The organism is Candidatus Sphingomonas phytovorans (genome assembly GCA_029202385.1).
Lineage (GTDB): Bacteria > Pseudomonadota > Alphaproteobacteria > Sphingomonadales > Sphingomonadaceae > Sphingomonas > Sphingomonas phytovorans.
The window spans coordinates 3848319-3866751 of record CP119314.1 but is presented as its reverse complement, the minus strand read 5'-3'; the positions used below and the strand labels follow the sequence as shown (position 1 = coordinate 3866751).

Sequence of the window (18433 nt, the reverse complement as noted above, 5' to 3'; positions counted from 1 at the left end):
GCTCTGGATGCGCGCGGAGTCGCTGCTGTTCCGCTGGTGGGCGGCGCTCCGCACCAGAAAGGGCATGACCTTCGCGGGCGTAGGCCTGGTCGCGCTGGCCTATGCCGTGGTCGACTATGCCACGCTTCCCCCGCCGCTCCCCGGCTATGCCCGGGTCCGCGCCGCCTGGCATCCGTCCGAGGCCTGGCTCTACGACCGCGACGGCAACCTCATCGACAGCGCCCGCGTCGATTTCGCGGCGCGCCGGCTCGGCTGGACGCCGCTCGACAAGGTCTCGCCGGTCACGCGCGAAACGCTGGTCGCCGCCGAGGATCGCCGCTTCCTCGGCCATGGCGGGGTCGACCTGCTCGCGCTGGCCGGCGTGGCGCGCGACAAGGCGCAGGGGGAACGCGCGCGGGGCGCCAGCACCATCACCATGCAGCTTGCCGGCTATCTCGCGCCCGATCTGGCGGCGCCCGGCTCCCGCCGGTGGTGGGACAAGATCCGCCAGATGCGGGCTGCCTGGGCGCTCGAACGCGGCTGGACCAAGGATCAGATCCTCGAGGCCTATCTCAACCTGGCGGGTTTCCGCGGCGAGGCGCAGGGCATCGCCGCCGCGGCGCTTGGCCTGTTCGGCAAGACCCCCGATGCCCTGGCCCGCGACGATGCGCTGTTGCTGGCGGCCTTGCTGCCCGATCCCCAGGCGACCGCGGACCGGGTCGCCCGCCGCGCCTGCGCCCTTGCGCATGAGGCGGATTGCACGCGCTTCGCCGGCGAGGCCGCGTCGATGCTCGGCCCGGCGCGCAGCCTCGCGCTCGACCCAGGCCTCGCGCCGCATCTCTCCGACCGGCTGCTGCGCAAGCCCGGCCTGCGCGTCAAAACGACGCTCGATCGCCGCATCCAGCAACTCGCGATCACCGCGTTGAAACGCCAGCTCCAGGGCCTTGGCGGCGCCCGTGCCCGTGACGGGGCGGTGGTGGTGCTCGACAATGCCAGCGGCGAGGTGCTCGCTTATGTCGGCGGCATCGGCGGCGCCTCGACCGCGCCGTCGGTCGACGGCGCCAACGCCTATCGCCAGGCCGGTTCGACCCTGAAGCCCTTCCTCTACGCCCAGGCGATCGAGAAGGGCTATCTCACCCCGGCCTCCATCCTCGACGATTCGCCGGTCCAGCTCGACACCGCCTCGGGCCTCTATGTCCCGCAGAATTACGATCGCGGCTTCAAGGGGCCGGTCTCGGCACGCTCTGCGCTGGCCGGGTCGCTCAACGTGCCCGCCGTCCGCACCCTGTTGCTGGTCGGGGTCGATCCATTCCGCGATCGGCTATGGGATACCGGCTATCGTGGTATGACCGAGGACGGCCAATATTACGGCTTCTCGCTCGCGCTCGGCTCGGCCGAGGTGACCCTGCTCGAACAGGCCGATGCCTATCGCAGCCTCGCCAATGGCGGCCGCTGGTCGCCGCTCCGCCTCACCGCCGACGCCCCGCACGATGCGCCGCGCAAGGTCACCACACCCCAGGCTGCCTGGATCGTCGCCGACATGATGGCTGATCCCAATGCCCGCGCCGCGACCTTCGGGCTGGATTCGGCGCTTCGCCTGCCCTTCTGGGCTGCGGTGAAGACCGGTACGTCGAAGGCGATGCGCGACAATTGGTGCATCGGCTTTTCGGATCGCTACACCGTCGCGGTTTGGGTCGGGAATCTGGAGGGGGATCCGATGCGCGCCGTCTCCGGCACCAGCGGCGCCGCGCCGGTCTGGCGCGATCTGATGCTGGCGCTGAACGCCGATCGCAAGGTCACCGCACCGCCGCGCCCGCCGGGCATCGAGCAGCGCGCGATCCGCTTCGCCAACCATGTCGAGCAGCCGCGGCTTGAATATTTCCTCGCCGGCACCGCGCAGACCGAGATCGCGTCAGCACCCCCGGCTGCCCGCCGGCCGCGCATCACCAATCCGGTTGCCGGCAGCGTCTATGCGATCGATCCGGATATCCCGCCCGATCGCCAGCGGCTCGCGATCGGCGTGTCGGGAGAAGTGACCGCGCATCGCCTGCTGCTCGACCGGCGCGATCTCGGCGCCGCCGATTCGCAACCCCAGGTCCTCGCGGCGCCTGGCCAGCACCGGCTGAGGCTGGTCGATGTCGGCGGCCATGTGGTCGACCAGGTGCTTTTCACCGTCCGATAAAGATAAAAAAAGCCGCGCCCGCTGGGTGCGGACGCGGCCATGGCGCGGGACGGCATTGCCGCCCGTGCGGTTACCAGTAGAAGTTGCGGATCACGTCGACCACGACGCCGCGACGCGTGTCGATCAGCAGCACGTCGTTATAATGCCTCACCCAGCGCTGGTTATACCCCACTTGCGGCAGGCGATAGCGCCACGGATCGGCGATGAAATAGCGTGGCCCGTAATAGCTCGGCGCGATGCGCACGCCGGGGCGGAACGCGTAATAGCGGAACGGCGCGTTCCAGTTGCCGCGTGCGTACAGCGAGCGATTCCGGTCGCGCCAGCCGCTCCAGTCGTTGCGGCCCCAGCGGCGGTCGCGGTCGCGAATGTCCTCGCGCAGCTCCTGCCGGGCGTCGCGGACGTCGCGGCGCTCGTCGCGAATGTCGCGGCGGTCGCCATGGCGGCGCGCCTGGTCTAGCTCGCGCTGCTCCTCGCGCAGGTCGCGCCGGTCCTGGCGGACCTCGCGGTTCGACTGCGCCATGGCCGTGGTCGGCAGGACCGTGGCGGCCATCAGCGTCAGGATGATTAGTTTACGCATCGTCGATTCTCCATCTTCTCCCGGAGGCGCCTGAAAAGGCGCCGCGGCCCCTCCTTGTCGCCGGCTCGCGCTGAACGGGGCGCGAACCAGCCAGTCAGGTGATAGAAAGAATGACGCATGGGCGACGGCCTTCCGCCGCGCCACCGCGATTCGTGGCGACGATTACGGGGTGTCGCGTCCGCCGCCAGTCCCGCTGCCCGGCGAGCCCAGGCCCGCCGCGCCAACCGTGCCGATATTGCCGAACAGCTCGTCGAACAGGCTGCGCTTGCGGCCAAGTGTCGGCGTCTTCTCGCCCGACGGCCTGATCTTCGCGATCTCCTCGGCGCCCGTGCGGGTCACGGAGGTCACATTGCCCCTGGCGTCGAAGCTGATGCGCAGCGTCGTCTGGCTGGTCACCTTGGGGTTGTTATAGGCGAAATTGCGCGTGTCGCGGGCGATATAATACCATTCGCCCTGGTTGAACTGGCTGGCGAAGCTCGGCTTGCCGAGCACCTGGAGGACCGACTGGCGGTTGTCGACACCCGGCTGGACCGAGTTGATCAGATCGACGTCAAGCACATAGCCCTGATGCGCGCGCAGCGGCGTGCAGCCAGCGGCGGCGATTGTCGCGAGGCCCAGGGCGGCGCCCATCAGAAAGCGGGCGGAAATCACACTCATCATACTCTCCAGGCACGCCAGCGCGGCAACGCGAGTGCATTGCATCATGCGCCGTCAGCCTCAATATGCGGATGAACGCGGCCAAACAAGGGCACGCGCGGGAGACCTTGAGACGTGCAATGGATCGCGAAGCTGTTCGGTAGCCGGGATGAGGAGACGCTGCCGCTCTATACCGCGATCGTCGCGCGTGCCCGGGAACCTCATTGGTACGAGGCGGGCGCGGTGCCCGACACCATCGACGGCCGGTTCGATATGGTGGCGACGGCCCTGTCCTTCGTGCTGCTCCGGCTCGAGGACGATCCCGTGGCGGCCGGCCCAAGCGCGAAGCTGACCGAGCGTTTCGTCGAGGACATGGACGGCCAGCTTCGTGAAATCGGCATCGGCGACATCGTCGTCGGCAAGCATATCGGCAAGATGATGAGCATGCTCGGCGGCCGGCTGGGCGCTTATCGCGATTCGGCGACTCCCGCCGCGCTCGACGCTGCGCTGGTCCGCAACCTCTATCGCGGGACGCCGCCTGGTCCGGCGGCGCTGGCCCATGCGCGCGATTCGCTGATGTCTTTCCGCGATTCGCTCGCCGCCACGCCGACGGCATCGCTGCTCGCGGGAACCCTGCCATGAGCGTTCCCGAATTCTCCCGCCCTGAACGAATCGACGCGATCGGCGACGGCGAGCGCGAGGTCGCGGTTTCCGCCAGCGCGGAGGAACGGGCGGCACTCGCCGTCCGCTTCGGGCTGAAGGCGATCGACCGGCTCGAGGGCAGATTCCGCATCCGGCGCGATGCCGCAGGCATTGTCGCGCGGGGCAATGTCCAGGCGGATGTGGTGCAGGCCTGTGTCGTTACCGACGATCCGATTCCCGTCTCGGTCGACGAACCCGTCGCGCTGCGCTTCGTCGCTGACGACGAACCCGCGGGCGAGGAAGTCGAGCTCAGCGAGGACGCGCTCGATACGATGAGCTTCGACGGCGCCGCGATCGATCTCGGCGAGGCGGCTGCCGACACCATGGCGCTTGCGCTCGATCCCTTCCCGCGCGGGCCAAATGCCGCGGCGATGCTGAAGCAGGCGGGGGTGATCAGCGAGGAGGAGGCAAAGCCGCTCGGCGCGCTGGCCGGGCTCGCGGCTCTCAAGGCCAAGCTGGAAAAAGGTCAGTCCTGATCGGGGCCAAGACTCGGGTCGAGATCGCGGGGCCTCACGAACAGCGCCAGCGACGCACCGCCCGCCGCGATATCGCGCCATGATTCCACGGCGAACCGCAATTGCGCGGTACTCGCTGTCGGAAACTTGGTCTCGACATCGTCGCGCAGCGGCTGCTCGTCCGAATCGGGTACCAGCAGCAGCACCAGATCTTCCAGCCCCGGATTATGCCCGATCAGCAGCGCGTCGTCGGCGCCCTCGGGCAACTCGTGGATCACGTCGAGCAGCGTCGTGGCCGAGGCGAGATAGATTCGCCGGTCCCAGGCGGGCGCCAGCGCGGCGCCATAGCCGGTGGCGACCTGCTCGATCGTCTCCATCACCCGCACCGCGGGCGAGGCGACGACCTGGTCGAATTTCAGGCCCATCGTCCGCCAGTTGCGCCCGACCAACTGGGCCGCGCGCTTGCCCTTGCCGTTGAGCGGCCGATCGAAATCGCGCAGCACCGGATCGTCCCAGCCCGATTTGGCATGGCGCAGGAGCGTCAGCGTCTTCATCCCGGCAAGCGTCTCCGTCAGGCTTCCTCGCGCGCCTCATGCCCCACCTTCGTGAAGGAAGGAAGACGGCCCGCACGGAGCACCGCCTCGTCCAGGGTCACGCGAGACACCGATACGCCCGGCGGAAAGGCGGTGAGCAGCCGCGACGGCATGGCCGCGGAGAGCAGGACGAAGATGCCATGGTCGTCGGCCCGGCGGATCAGCCGCCCGAACGCCTGGGCCAGCCGGGCCCGCACGATTCGGTCGTCATAGGCGCTGCCGCCCCCGGCAAGCCGTCGCGCGGCATGCAGCACGGTCGGCTTGGGCCAGGGCACGCCCTCCATCACCACCAGCCGCAGCGACCGGCCCGGCACATCGACTCCGTCGCGCAGCGCATCGGTGCCGAGCAGCGAGGCGGAGGCGTCGTCGCGGAAGATATCGACCAAAGTACCGGTGTCGATCGGGTCGACATGTTGGGCATAGAGCGGCAGGCCGTCCCGGGCGAGCCGGTCGGCGATCCGCGCATGCACCCCGCGCAGCCGCCTGATCGCGGTGAACAGCCCGAGCATGCCCCCGCCCGAGGCGACGCCGAGCCGGGCATAGGCGTTGGCCAGCGCCCCCATGTCGCCGCGCTTCACATCGGTGACGATCAGCACCTCGGCCTGCGCCGCATAGTCGAACGGGCTCACCGCCTCGAACCGGCTCGCGCCGCGCACCAGATGCTGCGCCCCGGTCCGCGCCTCGGCCACCTCCCAGTCGCCGCCGCCGCGCAGCGTGGCGGAGGTGACGAGCGCGCCATGCGCCTGTTTCAATACCGTTTCGGCGAACGGCTTGCTCGGGTCGAGCCAGTGGCGGTGAAGTCCGATATCGTACTCGCGCCCCTCGATCCGGTCGACCGCCAGCCAGTCGACATAGTCGGGCGTGGCCGGCCCGCCGATCCGGGCGAGCAGGGAGAGCCATGCCGCCACCGTCTCGGCGCGCCAGCCGATCGAGGCGATCGCGCCCTCGATCCGCGCGCGGGCGGGGCCGTCCATCCAGTCGGGTGCCTCGGCCAGCACTGCCTCGAGCCGTCGCCCCAGGGTGACGAGCGGACGGACCAGCGTATCGAGCGCCTGTGCCGCCGGCGCGGCCGCTTCGATCAAGGCCGGATCGGGTTCGGCCAGCTCCGTTTCCAGGCCATAGCCGGCATCGCCCGCCGCCTCGGCGCGTGCATAAGTCAGCCCGCGCACCGCCGCGAGCAGGGTCTCGACCGGGCCGAACGGCGCTCCCTCGCCCAGCCGCTGCAGCCACCCGTCGCTCGCCAGCGTCCCCGCCGCCTTGATCGCGTCGGCAATGGCGATTCCGCCGCCTTCGTCATAGCTCGCCACGTCGGAAAGCCGCGCCGCCAGCCCGCGCCGCCGCCCGCGCGCGCCCGATTCGGGGCCGAGGATCCAGCGCCTGAGCTCGATCGTCTCCTGCCCGGTCAGCGCGGTCGAGAACATCGAATCCGCCGCGTCGAAGATATGGTGACCCTCGTCGAATACGTATCGGGTCGGCCGTGTCGCCAGCTCGCGGCCACGCGCCGCATTGACCATCACCAGCGCATGGTTGGCGATGACGATATCCGCCTCGGCGCTTGCCCGGGCGGCGCGCTCGATGAAGCATTTCCGGTAATGCGGGCAGCCGGCATAGACGCATTCGCCGCGCCGGTCGGTCAGCGCGGTCGATCCGTTGCGGCGGAACAGCGTCGGCAGCCAGCCGGGCAGGTCGCCGCCGACCATGTCGCCGTCAGCGCTATAGGCCGCCCAGCGCGCGACCAGTTGCGCCAGGATTGCCGCGCGCCCGGCGAACCCGCCCTGCAGGGCATCCTCAAGATTGAGCAGGCAGAGATAATTCTCCCGGCCCTTGCGCGTCACGACCCTGGCTTTGCGGATTTCCGGATCGGGGAACAGCCGCGCGCTTTCATGTCCCAGCTGGCGCTGCAACGCCTTGGTGAAGGTCGATACCCACACCGCGCCCCCGGCCTTTTCCGACCAGAGTGAGGCGGGGGCAAGGTAGCCAAGCGTCTTGCCGATGCCCGTGCCTGCCTCGGCCAGCACCATGTTCGGCTCATCGCGCACCATGCGCGGGCTGAACGCCTCCATCGCGGCCTGGGCGAAGGCGCGCTGGCCTGGCCGCTGTTCCGCGCCGTTGCCGGTCAGGCGCGCGAGCCTTGCCTGGGTCTCTTCGGGGTCGAGCGAAATGGTACGTGGCGCGGGTCGCGGTGCGCCTTCCGACCATTCCGGTAGCTTCGAGAACAGCCAGCGTTCGGCGGTCGCGGGTTTGCGTAGCCGCTCGGCGATGACCGGCGCCCAGGTCCAGCGCAGCCGGAATAGCGATTGCGCCGCGGTCCAGGCGCCCTCGCGCTCCGGCCAGTCGCCAGCCGGCATGTCGAGCAGCTTCGCGGTCGCGGCGCGCAGGAATGCGGCGACGTCCGCATCGTTGGGCGGCGGCTCAAGCTCGGTCTCGCGCGCCAGTCCGCGCGGCGTCGGCACCATGAAGCGCGCCGGGCAGAGAAAGGCGAACAGTTCGAGCACGTCCAGCCCCGACAGATCGGCATAGCCGAGCCGCTGCCCGATCAGCGGCGCGTTGAGCACGATCACCGGCGTATCGGCCGCAATCCGGATCGCCTCGCCGCGCCCGATCGGCCGCGTGCCCTCGGCATCGGCGATCCAGATGCCGCTATGGCTTGCGTGGAGGGCGGGATAGGGGAGTGGGACCACGCCCACCCATCGCCCGAATGGAACGAATTGGCAACGGCGACCCGTCGCATTCGGGGACTTTCCACCCATTCCCTTCCCCGGCGGAGGCCGGGGCCCCGGTTGGGGCACGTCTGGGAATTTGCGTTGCGCGCAATCACTCAAGCCTTCCCAACTGGGCCCCGGCCTTCGCCGGGGGAGATAGAAGCGGAAGGCTGCGTCTCGAAAAGCAGGCTATCAGGCTATGTTGTCGCTCAGCCGCCACCGCGCTACTGCGCCCGCATGACTGCACCCGAACTCCACCCCGCCGACCTCAGGTCTGCCGCCCTCGAATCCAAAGCCTGGCCGTATGAGGAAGCGCGCAAGCTGCTGAAACGCTATCCGGACGGCAAGCAGGGTGCGCCGGTGCTGTTCGAGACTGGCTATGGCCCCTCGGGCCTGCCGCATATCGGCACCTTCAACGAAGTGCTGCGCACGACGATGGTGCGTAACGCCTTCCACGCGCTCAGCGACATGCCGACCCGCCTCGTGGCCTTTTCCGACGACATGGACGGCCTGCGCAAGGTGCCGGACAATGTCCCCAATCGCGCGATGCTCGCCGAATATCTCGGCAAGCCGCTGACCAGGGTGCCCGATCCGTTCGAGAAGTTCGAAAGCTTCGCGCATCACAACAACGCGATGCTGCGCGATTTCCTCGATCGCTATGGCTTCGATTACGAATTCCTGTCCTCGACCACTGAATATGCCTCGGGCCGGTTCGACCCGACCTTGAAGCTGATCCTCCGGCGCTACCAGGCGATCATGGATGTCATGCTGCCGACGCTCCGGGCGGAACGTGCCGCGACCTATTCGCCGATCCTGCCGATCAGCCCGAAATCGGGCATCGTGCTTCAGGTGCCGGTTGAGGTGGTCGATGCCGATGCCGGGATCATCGCCTTCATGGATGAGGGCGACCGGATCGAGCAGTCGGCGCTCGGCGGCATGGCCAAGCTGCAATGGAAGGTCGACTGGGCGATGCGCTGGACCGCGCTTCAGGTCGACTACGAGATGTCGGGCAAGGACCTGATCGACAGCGTCACCCAGGCGTCGAAGATCACGCGCGTGCTCGGCGCCCGCCCGCCCGAGGGACTCACCTATGAGATGTTCCTCGACGAAAAGGGCGAGAAGATTTCCAAGTCGAAGGGCAACGGGCTCAGCCTCGACGAGTGGCTGACTTACGGGCCTGAGGAGAGCCTCGCCTTCTACATCTATCGCGAGCCGAAAAAGGCCAAGTCGCTTCACATGGGCGTCATCCCGCGCGCGGTGGACGAATATTGGCAGTTCCGCGGCAATTATGCCGGGCAGGAACTGAAGGAGAAGCTCGGCAACCCGGTCCATCACATCCATGACGGCAAGCTGCCGACGGGCGAATTGCCGGTCACCTTCGGGCTGTTGCTCAATCTCGTCAGCGTGATGGGGGATGCGACCAGGGAACAGGTATGGAGCTATCTCTCCAACTATGTGCCTGACGCCACGCCCGAGGCTTATCCCGAGCTCGACCGGCTGATCGGCCATGCGCTCGCTTATGGTCGCGATTTCGTCGCGCCCACGCTTCAGCGCCGCGCGCCCGAGGGTGTGGAGGTCGCCGCGCTCGAACGGCTAGACGCCGATCTCGCCGCATTGCCGCCCGAGGCGAGCGCCGAGGACATCCAGAACATCGTCTATGAGATCGGCAAGACCAGCGGGTTCGAGACTCTGCGCGACTGGTTCAAGGCGCTCTACGAGACGCTGCTCGGTTCATCCCAGGGCCCGCGCATGGGCAGCTTCATCGCGCTTTACGGCATCGAGAACAGCCGCAAGCTGATCGCCGAGGCACTGGCGCGCTGATGGGAGGCGCGATGTCGATACGGCCCGCCCGGGCTGACGATGCCGCTGCCATCTGGTCGATCATCGGCCCGGTGATCGGGGCCGGCGAAACCTATGCGCTCGACCGCGACATGGCCGAGGCCGGGGCGATTGCCTATTGGATGGGCCCCGACAGGGAGACCTTCGTCGCCGAGGAAGACGGTGTCGTGCTCGGTACCTATTATATCAGGGCAAATCAGGCCGGTGGCGGCAGGCATGTCGCCAATTGCGGCTATATGACTCATGCTGCGGCAACGGGTCGTGGCCTGGCGCGACGCATGGCGGAGCATTCGATCGATCACGCGCGGCTACGCGGCTTCCGGGCAATTCAGTTTAACTTCGTGGTGAGCAGCAACGACCGGGCGGTGCGCCTCTGGCAATCGCTCGGCTTCGACATCGTCGGCACCTTGCCGCGCGCGTTCGACCATCCGGCCCATGGCTTCGTCGACGCCTTCGTGATGTTCCGGGAGCTCTGAAACCTCCTCTCCCAACCTCCCTCTCCCCTTGTGGGAGAGGGAAGGGGCCCGCGCCGAAGGCGTGGGAAGGGTGAGGGGGACACTCGTCACTGAGTATCTCGAACCTCACTCCCCCTCGCCCTCCCGCCGCTTCGCTCCAACTCCCTCTCCCGCAGGGGAGAGGGAGTTGGAGGCGAAATGCGGCCCCTCTACTTCGCCCCGATAAAGGGCAGGGGTGCGCTCGCGCCGGTATAGGTCGGCAGCTTGCCGTCCCATTTCTCGACCGCGCGAAGGTTCACGATTTCCGGATTGGTGCGGATCGCCTGGGCCTCTACTTGGATCGCCCTGGCATCGCCTTCCGCCTTGGCGACCCGTGCCTCAGCGTCGGCCCGCGCGGTCGCGACATTGGCCTGGGCGGCTAGGGCCTGCTGTTCGTTGGCGATCTTCGCGTTGATCTGCTGGAGCACTGCGTCCGGCACGACGATATTCCCCGCCCAGTAGAGCTGCTCGACCTGAAGGCCGACCGGCGCGAAATAGGCCTGGACGTGGCGCAGCGCCGTCTGGATCAGCTCGCTCTTGTGCGGGCCATATATCTCCTCGACGCCAAGCTGCGCGCCGCGCTCGACAATGGCGTTGCGAATGGCATTGCGCAGCGGCCCCGCGATGATCGCGTCCATGTCGGTGCGATAACGCTGGAACAGGATCGGCGCGCGGCTTGCGTCCACATGATAGGCGACCGCGACGTCGGCCGACAGCGCCAGCCCGTTCTTGTCCTGGAAGTTGAAGGCCTCGTCGACCCGGGTCTGTTCGGTCGCCGAACGAGTCCAGCTATAGGTGCGGGTAAAGACGGGGTATTCGTAGATGTTGGTGCCGGGAGGGGCGAAATACCAGCCGACCGGCAAAGGCTGAGAGACCACGCCGGCGTTGCCGCCGATATTGTTCACCCGGATGCCGACATAACCCGGCAGCACGCGCGCGAACGCATTGGTCAGGAAGATCGCCGTGATCGCCAGTGCCATCATCCCCGCGATCAGCGCGCCACGGCGCCGCGTGAAGCGGCCAAGGCTGCGGGCTACCGGGACCTCATCGAATGTGTCGTCCATCGTCTTTTCCTGTTGCATGCAGCGCGCGCACGATGCGCGTCAGCATTGCCGCAAGAACAAGCGGACTCAGCAGGAACAGGAAGATCGATGACCAGAGGCCGGTCGACGTATGCGCGTTGAAGAGCGCAGGCGCGACGAAAAGCAACAGCCAGAGGGCGGCGGCCATCACGATGACCGTCTCGATCCAAGGGCTCACGCCAATCCGTCTTATGTCTCGCTCCAATCCTCGAACGCTGCACTGCACAATGTAATCATGCTGTGAACGCAACGAAACGAAAATCGCCATGATGCAGGTCGTGCACTGTCGATTGCACGGCGCTTCCGTTTCACCGGCTTTGCTTGCAACGACATGCCACAAACCGGCATAGCGGACGCGAAAGGGGACGCGCATGAGCAGCCCGAAACGCCGCGGTTACGCCTCGGCCCTGCGTGCCTTCCTCGCCAATGAGGCGCTGGGCGGAATCCTGCTGATCGCTGCGGCGGCGCTGGCGATGGTCGCGGCCAACTCGCCTTTCGCCCAGGATTATTTCCACCTGCTGCACGTCGAGACGGGGCCGGTGCTCGCCCCCGCGATCGGGCCGATGACGGTCCATCTCTGGATCAACGATGCCCTGATGGCGGTGTTCTTCCTGCTCGTCGGGCTCGAGATCAAGCGGGAGCTGGTCGACGGGCAACTCGCCTCGCCCGAACGGCGGCGCATGCCGATCATCGCCGCGGGGGCCGGCATGATCTGTCCGGCGATCTTCTATCTCGCCATCACCGGTGGCGCGGCGGACTTGCGTAGCGGCTGGGCAATCCCGGCTGCGACCGACATCGCCTTCGCCATCGGCGTGCTGGCGCTGCTCGGCCCGCGCGTGCCCGCCTCGCTCAAGCTGTTCCTGACCACCGTCGCGATCGTCGACGACATGGGCGCGGTCGCGATCATCGCGGTCTTCTACAGCCACGGCCTGTCGCTGCTGGCACTCGCCGGCGCGGCGATCGTCGCGGGCGGCATGGCGGCGATGAACCGGTTCGGCGTGGTACGGCTCTGGCCCTATCTGATCGGGTTTGCTCTGCTGTGGCTGCTCGTGCTGATGTCGGGGGTGCACGCGACCATCGCCGGCGTCGTCGCGGCGATGACGATCCCGATCCGCCGGTCGCCGGGCGCGCCCGATCATCGTGATTCGCCGCTCCATATACTCGAACACGCGCTTAATCCCTGGGTTGCCTATGGCGTGGTGCCGTTGTTCGGGTTCGCCAATGCCGGGGTGTCGCTTGCCGGGCTGGGGCCGTCGATCCTGGTGGAGCCGCTGGTCCTGGGCATTGCCCTCGCGCTTTTCTTCGGCAAGCAGCTCGGCATTTTCGGCAGCATCTGGCTTGCGGTTCGCTTCGGCATCGCGCAGGTGCCGCGCGGCGCGAGCTGGGCGCAGATCTATGGCGTCGCGCTGCTCGCCGGGATCGGCTTCACCATGAGCCTGTTCATCGGCGGGCTCGCCTTCCCAGGTAATGCCGCGATCATGGACGAGGTGAAGATCGGCGTGCTGACCGGCTCGATCTTGTCCGCGGTGGTTGGTTTCGTCGTGCTGTATCTTGCCGGCTCCCGCACCAGGTCGTCCTGATTCAACCGGGGCAAGGACCATGGCAGCGTCGAAGCGCCGGCCCTCCGGCCGGCTCTTTCTCACGGTCGATTGATGTTGAAGGGTTTTTTACGGTGCTTCAGCGGAAAATCCGGCGCTTTTCTCCGCCGTTTTTCCGCTGTTATGCATAACAGGGAAAGGCTGACCCAAGTAACTGTAAATGCTGGTGGAATCCGGCACGAAAATCCAACATAACAGCGGAAGAAAAATAGGTGTCGGCTGATCGCGGAAAAGCCGAGTCGCTGCTGGATCTGGTTGCGCCGGTCTCAGCGCCGCGCGACAAGGCCGGATGCGCTGTTTCTTCGACCCCCGTCAGCTCGCCCATGCTCCCCTGAAGGAGCTGCACAATGGCGGCTTCGCCGATTATGCTGAAAAGCCGGTCCGGGCCGAGGCGATCGCGGAGACGCTGGGCACGCTGGAGGCGCCCGTCGATCATGGCGATACCGCGATCCGCGCGGTGCACGATGCAGGGTATCTCGATTTTCTCAGGACCGGGCCGGCGCGCTGGGCGGCGGCCGGGCGTCCGGGGGACGTGATCGGCTATATCTGGCCGATCGTCGCCCGGCGGGCGCTGAAGCTCGACCGGATCGACGCGCTCGCCGGCCGCTACAGCCTCGACGCCTCCACCCCCTTGACCGGGGAGACCTGGGAAGCCGCTTATTGGAGCGTCCAGTCGGTCCTTTCTGCGCTCGACGCGGTGCAGGGCGGGGATCGCGCCGCCTTCGCGCTGTGCCGTCCGCCGGGTCACCATGCCGGTGCCGACTATCTCGGCGGCTATTGCTATCTCAACACCGCCGCCATCGCCGCCCAGGCCGCCCGCGATGCCGGGGCGAGGCGGGTCGCGATCCTCGACGTGGACTATCATCACGGCAATGGCACGCAGGATATCTTCTGGACTCGGGGCGACGTCTTCTATGCCTCGATCCATGCCGATCCGGCGACTGACTATCCCTTCTTCTGGGGCCATGCCGAGGAAACGGGCGAAGCGGAGGGGGCGGGTACCACGCTCAACCTGCCCTTGCCGCAAGGGGCCGGGCTCGATGCGTTCAGGGCGGCGCAGGCGTCGGCGCTGGACGCGATTGCCCGGTTCGGGCCTGACCTGCTGGTCGTCAGCTTCGGGGCGGATACGTGGGACGGCGATCCCATCTCCTTCTTCCGGCTCGCGACGGAGGACTATGCCGTGCTCGGTGGTGACATCGCCGCGCGCGGCTGGCCGACGGTGATCGCGATGGAGGGCGGCTATGCGGTGGACGCGCTCGGCGCCAATGTCGCCAGCCTTCTCGCTGGCTTCGCCGCCTGATTCAGAAGTTCCCTTCGGCCTCGGGAACCTTGATCACCGACAGGAACAGGCCAAGCTGGCGGATCGCCTGGGCGAAGCTTTCGTAATTGACCGGCTTGGTGATGTAGACGTTCGCGCCGAGATCGTAGCTGCGCTCGATCTCCGCCTTGTCGTCGGTGGTGGTCAGGACCACGACCGGGGTGCGCCGCAGTGTCGCATCGCCCTTGATCTTCGCCAGGATGTCGTTGCCGTTCATGTCGGGCAGGTTGAGGTCGAGGATCACCAGGGCCGGGCCGCCCAGCGCCGGCCCCTTCTTGTCGTTGAACAGATAGTCGAGCGCCCGGGTCCCGTCGGTGAAGTGGACGATGTCGTTCAGAATGCCCGCCCGCCGGATATTCTTCTCGATCAGCCGTGCATGACCTTCATCGTCCTCGATCATCACGATGCTGACTGAGTGGTGATCGTTCATCTAATGCCCCTGTGCATCGGAGAGCGTGGTGGGAAGCGAAAGGCGGAAAGTCGCGCCTTTGCCGAGATCGGAACGCACATCGATAACGCCGCCGAGCCGATACGCCAAGGCACGGACGAGCGCCAGGCCGATGCCTTCGCCCGGCTGGTCCTGATTGCCGGCCCGGCGGAACAGGTCGAACACCCGGCTGTGATCCGCCGGCGCGATCCCGCGGCCGTTGTCGCTGACCTCGAACGTCACGCGCCCGCCATGCCGCACACCGCGGATCTCGATCACGCCGGGACTGCCCGGCTTGAGATATTTCACGGCATTCTCGATCAGGTTCGAGAAGATCTGCTCGATCGCCAGCCGGTCGCTGACGATCTCCGGAAGCGTGGCCTGGATTGCCAGCCGGGTCTGGTTGCCGTCGATCAGGTGCTGCAGCGTCGCGCCGATCGTCGCGACCAGGGCGGTCATGTCGATCCGCTCCGGCACGATGACGCGCCGACCCTCGCGCGACAGCTTGAGGATCGCGTTGATCAGCCTTTCCATCTTCTCGGTTGAGGTGCGGATGAAGCGAATCGCTTCGGGCATCTCCTGGCGCGCGGCGGTACGCGCTTCCTCGGTGACGATGGCGGGCGCACTGGTCTCGGCGCGGTCGATCAGCTCGGTGATCGCGCCGATCGCGGCATCGAGCTCGGCGGTGAAGCCCATGACGTTGACCAGCGGCGCGCGCAGGTCGTGGCTGACGATGTAGGCGAAGCGCTGAATTTCCTCGTTCGCACGGGTCAGGTCAGCGGTGCGCTCGTCGACCAGCTCCTCGAGCGATTCAGCGAAATCGCGCAATGCGTCGCGCGACGTGGCGAGGTCCCGGGTGTAGCGCTGGATGGTCAGCAGGGACGCTATCGCGACGAACAGCAACAGCGCGCCGGCGACGCCGATCGTCACGTAAAAGGTCCGCACGCTGGCTCGCTGCTCGGCATCGCGGAAGGTGAGCAGCCGCTGTTCCTCGCGCTCCATCGACTTGCCGAGATTGCGGATGCCGCGCATCCGGCGTGCGGTGGTTTCGTCGGTGAAGGCGTCGATCGCCTCCCCGATCCGCCCGGCCTCGACCAGCCCGTTGGTGATGTCCCGGCGTGTCTCGATCGCCGCGACCAGCCGCCTGAGCCGGGTGAGATTGGCCCGTTCGCGGGGATTGTCGTCGGTCAGCTCGTCGATCTTGCCCAGCGCGCCCGGGATCTGCGCGGCGATCTTCTTGTAGCTGTCCAGATATTCCTGCTCCCTGGCGATGATGTAGCCGCGCCGTACCGACTCGGCCTGTTCGATCAGGACGACCGCGCGCGAGATGGCCAGTTCCACCTCATAGGTGTGGTTGACGGCGCGGATATGTTCCTGGTTGCGCCCGGTCGACCAGATGGCGGCTGCCCCCGCGGCGACCAGGCTGGCGAAACCGATGACCATGCATCCGATGAGGAAACGGCCCATCGACTGTTCCGCCCATCCGAAGCGCCGGGCGATTCCTCGGAATATGGGCCTGTCGAGCATGGGCGTTTCTAGATTCGCCCGTCCGGAAACGCCAGCGTGACGGGCGCAGGCCTAGAACAGCGCGCCTTGCAGCGTGGTCCGTCCGACGGCACCGCCGCCGCGGCGACGCGCCAGCTCCGTCTCGGCGGTGAAGCGCACGTCGATGTCGCGGTCGCCCAGGAAGCGCGCGAGCGATTCATCCTCGATCTCGCGCCAGTCCTTCCCGCGATCGGGGCCCTGGCGGACCCGCGGGAGCAGGCCGGGCAGGTTCGACCATTCGATCAGCTGGGGAAGGCCGACCTGGTTGAGCATGTCGCGCAGATGGAAGGCGGTGACATAGGCATCGGGAAAGGCCCGGTGCGCCGGCAGGCCGCGCTCATGCTCGATGCCCTCCGGCTTGCGCCAATAGCGCAGCACCTGGTTGGAGAAGCTCGGGCAGTCCGGCCAGAGCCGCATGGCGCATTTCCAGGTGCATACCCAGTCGGCATTGCGGGTGAGCGCGGGCGTGCAATATTGCTCCTCGAAATCGGCGCGGTGCGCCGCGAGCGCGACGCGGCGCGGCCACGGGTCCAGCACGGCACGGGCGACATCATGCCAATAGGGTGCGTCGGCGACCTGCTCGTCGAGGATATGGTGGATCGCCTGCGTGATCGGCGGAATCTGCCGGCCCGGATTGACCAGGCGGCTCCCGCCCTCGCCGTGCAGTTCCCACCGGCCATCGGCGCCGAGCGCAACGTCCTGCCACCCGATCTCGCACACGCCATGCGCGGGCGGCGCCGGACCGGTTGTCTCTAGGTCGACGACGCGGATAAGCTGGGGCTGAGGGGGAGGCATGCCCTTACGTGGCGGTTCGAGGCGCGGAATGCGAGTCCCTAAAGCCTCTCCCCCGCAGGGAAGGGGCCATCTCCCTCAATGGCCCGCCTGCTCGCCCCGCACGATGCCGCTTGCCGCAAGCTGCGCGTCGATCATCGCCATCAGCCGGTCGAGCCCGGCCTGATCCCTTGCCTCGGCGCGCGCGACCAGCACGTCCTGCGTGTTCGACGCGCGCAGCAGCCACCAGCCGTCGGGCGTGTTGACCCGTGCGCCGTCGGTGCGGTTGATGTCGGCACCCTCCGTCTCGAGCCGGTCGAGCACCTCGTCGATCACCGCGAACTTGCGGCTCTCGTCGACCTGGAACCGCATTTCCGGGGTGTTGACCATGGCCGGCATCGCGCCGCGGATCTCGGTCATCGACTTGCCGATCATATGCACCGCGCGGATCAGCCGCACGGCCGCATATTGCGCATCGTCGAACCCGTAATATTCATGCGCGAAGAAGATGTGCCCGCTCATCTCGCCTGCCAGCGGCGAATGAGTCTCCTTCATCTTCATCTTGATCAGGCTGTGGCCGGTCTTCCACATCAGCGGTTCGCCCCCGAGCTCGGCGATCCGGTCGTACAGCGCCTGGCTCGCCTTCACATCGGCGATGATGGTCGCGCCGGGCACCTCCTTCAGCACCGGCTCGGCCAGGATGGAAAGGAGCTGGTCGCCCCAAATCACCCGGCCCTGGCCGTCGATCGCGCCGATCCGGTCGCCGTCACCGTCGAATGCCAGGCCGAAATCGAGCTGCTTCTCGGCGACGAGGCGCTTCAGGTCGGCGAGGTTCTTCTCGTCCGTGGGATCGGGATGATGGTTGGGGAAGGTGCCGTCGACCTCGGTGAACAGCAGGTGATGCTCGCCGGGCAGCAATTTGGTCAGCTTCTCGATCACCGGCCCGGCCGCGCCATTGCCTGCGTCCCAGCCGATCCGATAGGCGCCACCGGCATAGCCGGCGAGCAGCCGCCCGACATAGTCGTCGACGATATCGGCTTCGGTGACCTCGCCCGATCCCTCTTCCCAGTCCCCCTCTTCGGCGAGCCGGCCGAGATCCTGGATGTCAGCGCCGAAAAAGGGCAGGTGCTGGAGCACCATCTTGAAGCCGTTGTAATCGCCCGGATTATGACTGCCGGTGATCTGGATGCCGCCGTCGACCTCGAGGATCGCCTCTGCATAATAGAGCATCGGCGTCGGCCCCATGCCGACCCGCACGACGTCGACGCCGCTCCCGGTCAGGCCGTCGATCAGCGCCGCTTCCAGCTCGGGCGAGGAGACCCGGCCGTCATAGCCGACCGCGACCCGCGTGCCGCCGGCACGCCGTACCCGTGTCGCGAAGCCGCGTCCGATCGCGGTCGCATCGGCTGGGCCGAGCGTCTTTCCGACGATGCCGCGAATGTCATATTCACGTAGCGAGGTGGGGTCGAACCGGTGAGTCATCGAGGCTCCTGTGGGTAATGTCCTGCGCCCAATCGGCGAGCGCCGGGAAAG

General features: G+C 67.3%; 17 protein-coding genes. 7 read left to right on the top strand and 10 right to left on the bottom strand.

Translation table 11 applies throughout. The features are described 5' to 3' along the window. Positions 1–64 precede the first annotated feature (64 nt). Positions 65–2161 carry a penicillin-binding protein 1C gene (gene pbpC / locus P0Y59_17755; protein WEK02616.1) on the top strand — a complete coding sequence of 699 codons (2097 nt, stop codon included), beginning with the start codon at positions 65–67 and terminating at the stop codon, positions 2159–2161. A gap of 70 nt (positions 2162–2231) precedes the next feature. On the opposite strand, the gene P0Y59_17750 is transcribed toward pbpC, so the two are convergent. Then, the gene (locus tag P0Y59_17750) at positions 2232–2738 is read right to left on the bottom strand and encodes an RcnB family protein (GenBank protein WEJ98770.1); all 507 of its coding nucleotides are present in this window, start codon (positions 2736–2738) and stop codon (positions 2232–2234) included. Positions 2739–2900: 162 nt separating this feature from the next. Beyond that, complete coding sequence (bamE, locus tag P0Y59_17745; GenBank protein ID WEJ98769.1) at positions 2901–3395, bottom strand: outer membrane protein assembly factor BamE; 495 nt, start codon at positions 3393–3395, stop codon at positions 2901–2903. Between the two features lie 114 nt (positions 3396–3509). Here bamE and P0Y59_17740 point away from each other — a divergent pair, with 114 nt between their 5' ends. Further along, complete coding sequence (locus P0Y59_17740) at positions 3510–4016, top strand: ubiquinol-cytochrome C chaperone family protein (GenBank protein WEJ98768.1); 507 nt, start codon at positions 3510–3512, stop codon at positions 4014–4016. Then, positions 4013–4552, top strand: a complete 540-nt coding sequence (locus P0Y59_17735; protein WEJ98767.1) for a DUF177 domain-containing protein — start codon at positions 4013–4015, stop codon at positions 4550–4552. The genes P0Y59_17740 and P0Y59_17735 overlap by 4 nt, the downstream gene beginning before the upstream one ends. Here P0Y59_17735 and P0Y59_17730 read toward each other — a convergent pair. After that, positions 4543–5085, bottom strand: coding sequence for a histidine phosphatase family protein (locus P0Y59_17730; protein ID WEJ98766.1), 543 nt, complete (start codon positions 5083–5085; stop codon positions 4543–4545). The two genes, P0Y59_17735 and P0Y59_17730, sit on opposite strands and share 10 nt — an antisense overlap. 17 nt (positions 5086–5102) lie before the next feature. After that, the gene (locus P0Y59_17725) at positions 5103–7805 is read right to left on the bottom strand and encodes an ATP-dependent DNA helicase (GenBank protein WEJ98765.1); all 2703 of its coding nucleotides are present in this window, start codon (positions 7803–7805) and stop codon (positions 5103–5105) included. 258 nt (positions 7806–8063) lie between these two features. On the opposite strand from P0Y59_17725, the gene P0Y59_17720 reads away from it, so the two are divergent. Next, a complete protein-coding gene (locus P0Y59_17720) occupies positions 8064–9647 on the top strand; it encodes a lysine--tRNA ligase (protein WEJ98764.1) in 1584 nt (527 codons plus the stop codon). An 11-nt stretch (positions 9648–9658) separates the two neighbouring features. Next, positions 9659–10141, top strand: a complete 483-nt coding sequence (locus tag P0Y59_17715) for a GNAT family N-acetyltransferase (protein ID WEJ98763.1) — start codon at positions 9659–9661, stop codon at positions 10139–10141. A gap of 188 nt (positions 10142–10329) precedes the next feature. Here P0Y59_17715 and P0Y59_17710 read toward each other — a convergent pair whose 3' ends face one another. Both P0Y59_17710 and P0Y59_17705 read right to left on the bottom strand, forming a co-directional pair. Next, entirely contained in the window at positions 10330–11223 is an 894-nt protein-coding gene (locus P0Y59_17710; protein ID WEJ98762.1) for an SPFH domain-containing protein, read from the bottom strand. Beyond that, entirely contained in the window at positions 11204–11509 is a 306-nt protein-coding gene (locus P0Y59_17705; protein ID WEJ98761.1) for a hypothetical protein, read from the bottom strand. The genes P0Y59_17710 and P0Y59_17705 overlap by 20 nt, the downstream gene beginning before the upstream one ends. A 103-nt stretch (positions 11510–11612) precedes the next feature. On the opposite strand from P0Y59_17705, the gene nhaA reads away from it, so the two are divergent. Together nhaA and P0Y59_17695 are read left to right on the top strand one after the other, a co-directional pair. Beyond that, a complete protein-coding gene (gene nhaA / locus P0Y59_17700; protein WEJ98760.1) occupies positions 11613–12821 on the top strand; it encodes a Na+/H+ antiporter NhaA in 1209 nt (402 codons plus the stop codon). Positions 12822–13128: 307 nt separating this feature from the next. After that, positions 13129–14139, top strand: coding sequence for a histone deacetylase family protein (locus P0Y59_17695; GenBank protein WEJ98759.1), 1011 nt, complete (start codon positions 13129–13131; stop codon positions 14137–14139). 1 nt (position 14140) lies between these two features. On the opposite strand, the gene P0Y59_17690 is transcribed toward P0Y59_17695, so the two are convergent. From P0Y59_17690 to P0Y59_17675, 4 genes are all read right to left on the bottom strand, one after another. Continuing rightward, positions 14141–14587, bottom strand: a complete 447-nt coding sequence (locus tag P0Y59_17690; protein WEJ98758.1) for a response regulator — start codon at positions 14585–14587, stop codon at positions 14141–14143. Further along, entirely contained in the window at positions 14588–16051 is a 1464-nt protein-coding gene (locus P0Y59_17685) for an ATP-binding protein (protein ID WEJ98757.1), read from the bottom strand. Between the two features lie 111 nt (positions 16052–16162). Further along, positions 16163–16924, bottom strand: a complete 762-nt coding sequence (locus P0Y59_17680; protein WEJ98756.1) for a 3'-5' exonuclease — start codon at positions 16922–16924, stop codon at positions 16163–16165. Between the two features lie 75 nt (positions 16925–16999). Beyond that, entirely contained in the window at positions 17000–18382 is a 1383-nt protein-coding gene (locus P0Y59_17675; protein ID WEJ98755.1) for a phosphomannomutase/phosphoglucomutase, read from the bottom strand. Between the last annotated feature and the right edge of the window lie 51 nt (positions 18383–18433).

Coding starts and splice junctions, on each gene's coding strand:
- pbpC (WEK02616.1), top strand. CDS start 65: ATGACCTTCGCGGGCGTAGGCCTGGTCGCGCTGGCCTATGCCGTGGTC.
- P0Y59_17750 (WEJ98770.1), bottom strand. CDS start 2,738: ATGCGTAAACTAATCATCCTGACGCTGATGGCCGCCACGGTCCTGCCG.
- bamE (WEJ98769.1), bottom strand. CDS start 3,395: ATGAGTGTGATTTCCGCCCGCTTTCTGATGGGCGCCGCCCTGGGCCTC.
- P0Y59_17735 (WEJ98767.1), top strand. CDS start 4,013: ATGAGCGTTCCCGAATTCTCCCGCCCTGAACGAATCGACGCGATCGGC.
- P0Y59_17730 (WEJ98766.1), bottom strand. CDS start 5,085: ATGAAGACGCTGACGCTCCTGCGCCATGCCAAATCGGGCTGGGACGAT.
- P0Y59_17720 (WEJ98764.1), top strand. CDS start 8,064: ATGACTGCACCCGAACTCCACCCCGCCGACCTCAGGTCTGCCGCCCTC.
- P0Y59_17715 (WEJ98763.1), top strand. CDS start 9,659: ATGTCGATACGGCCCGCCCGGGCTGACGATGCCGCTGCCATCTGGTCG.
- P0Y59_17710 (WEJ98762.1), bottom strand. CDS start 11,223: ATGGACGACACATTCGATGAGGTCCCGGTAGCCCGCAGCCTTGGCCGC.
- P0Y59_17705 (WEJ98761.1), bottom strand. CDS start 11,509: ATGGCGATTTTCGTTTCGTTGCGTTCACAGCATGATTACATTGTGCAG.
- nhaA (WEJ98760.1), top strand. CDS start 11,613: ATGAGCAGCCCGAAACGCCGCGGTTACGCCTCGGCCCTGCGTGCCTTC.
- P0Y59_17695 (WEJ98759.1), top strand. CDS start 13,129: ATGCGCTGTTTCTTCGACCCCCGTCAGCTCGCCCATGCTCCCCTGAAG.
- P0Y59_17690 (WEJ98758.1), bottom strand. CDS start 14,587: ATGAACGATCACCACTCAGTCAGCATCGTGATGATCGAGGACGATGAA.
- P0Y59_17685 (WEJ98757.1), bottom strand. CDS start 16,051: ATGGGCCGTTTCCTCATCGGATGCATGGTCATCGGTTTCGCCAGCCTG.
- P0Y59_17680 (WEJ98756.1), bottom strand. CDS start 16,924: ATGCCTCCCCCTCAGCCCCAGCTTATCCGCGTCGTCGACCTAGAGACA.
- P0Y59_17675 (WEJ98755.1), bottom strand. CDS start 18,382: ATGACTCACCGGTTCGACCCCACCTCGCTACGTGAATATGACATTCGC.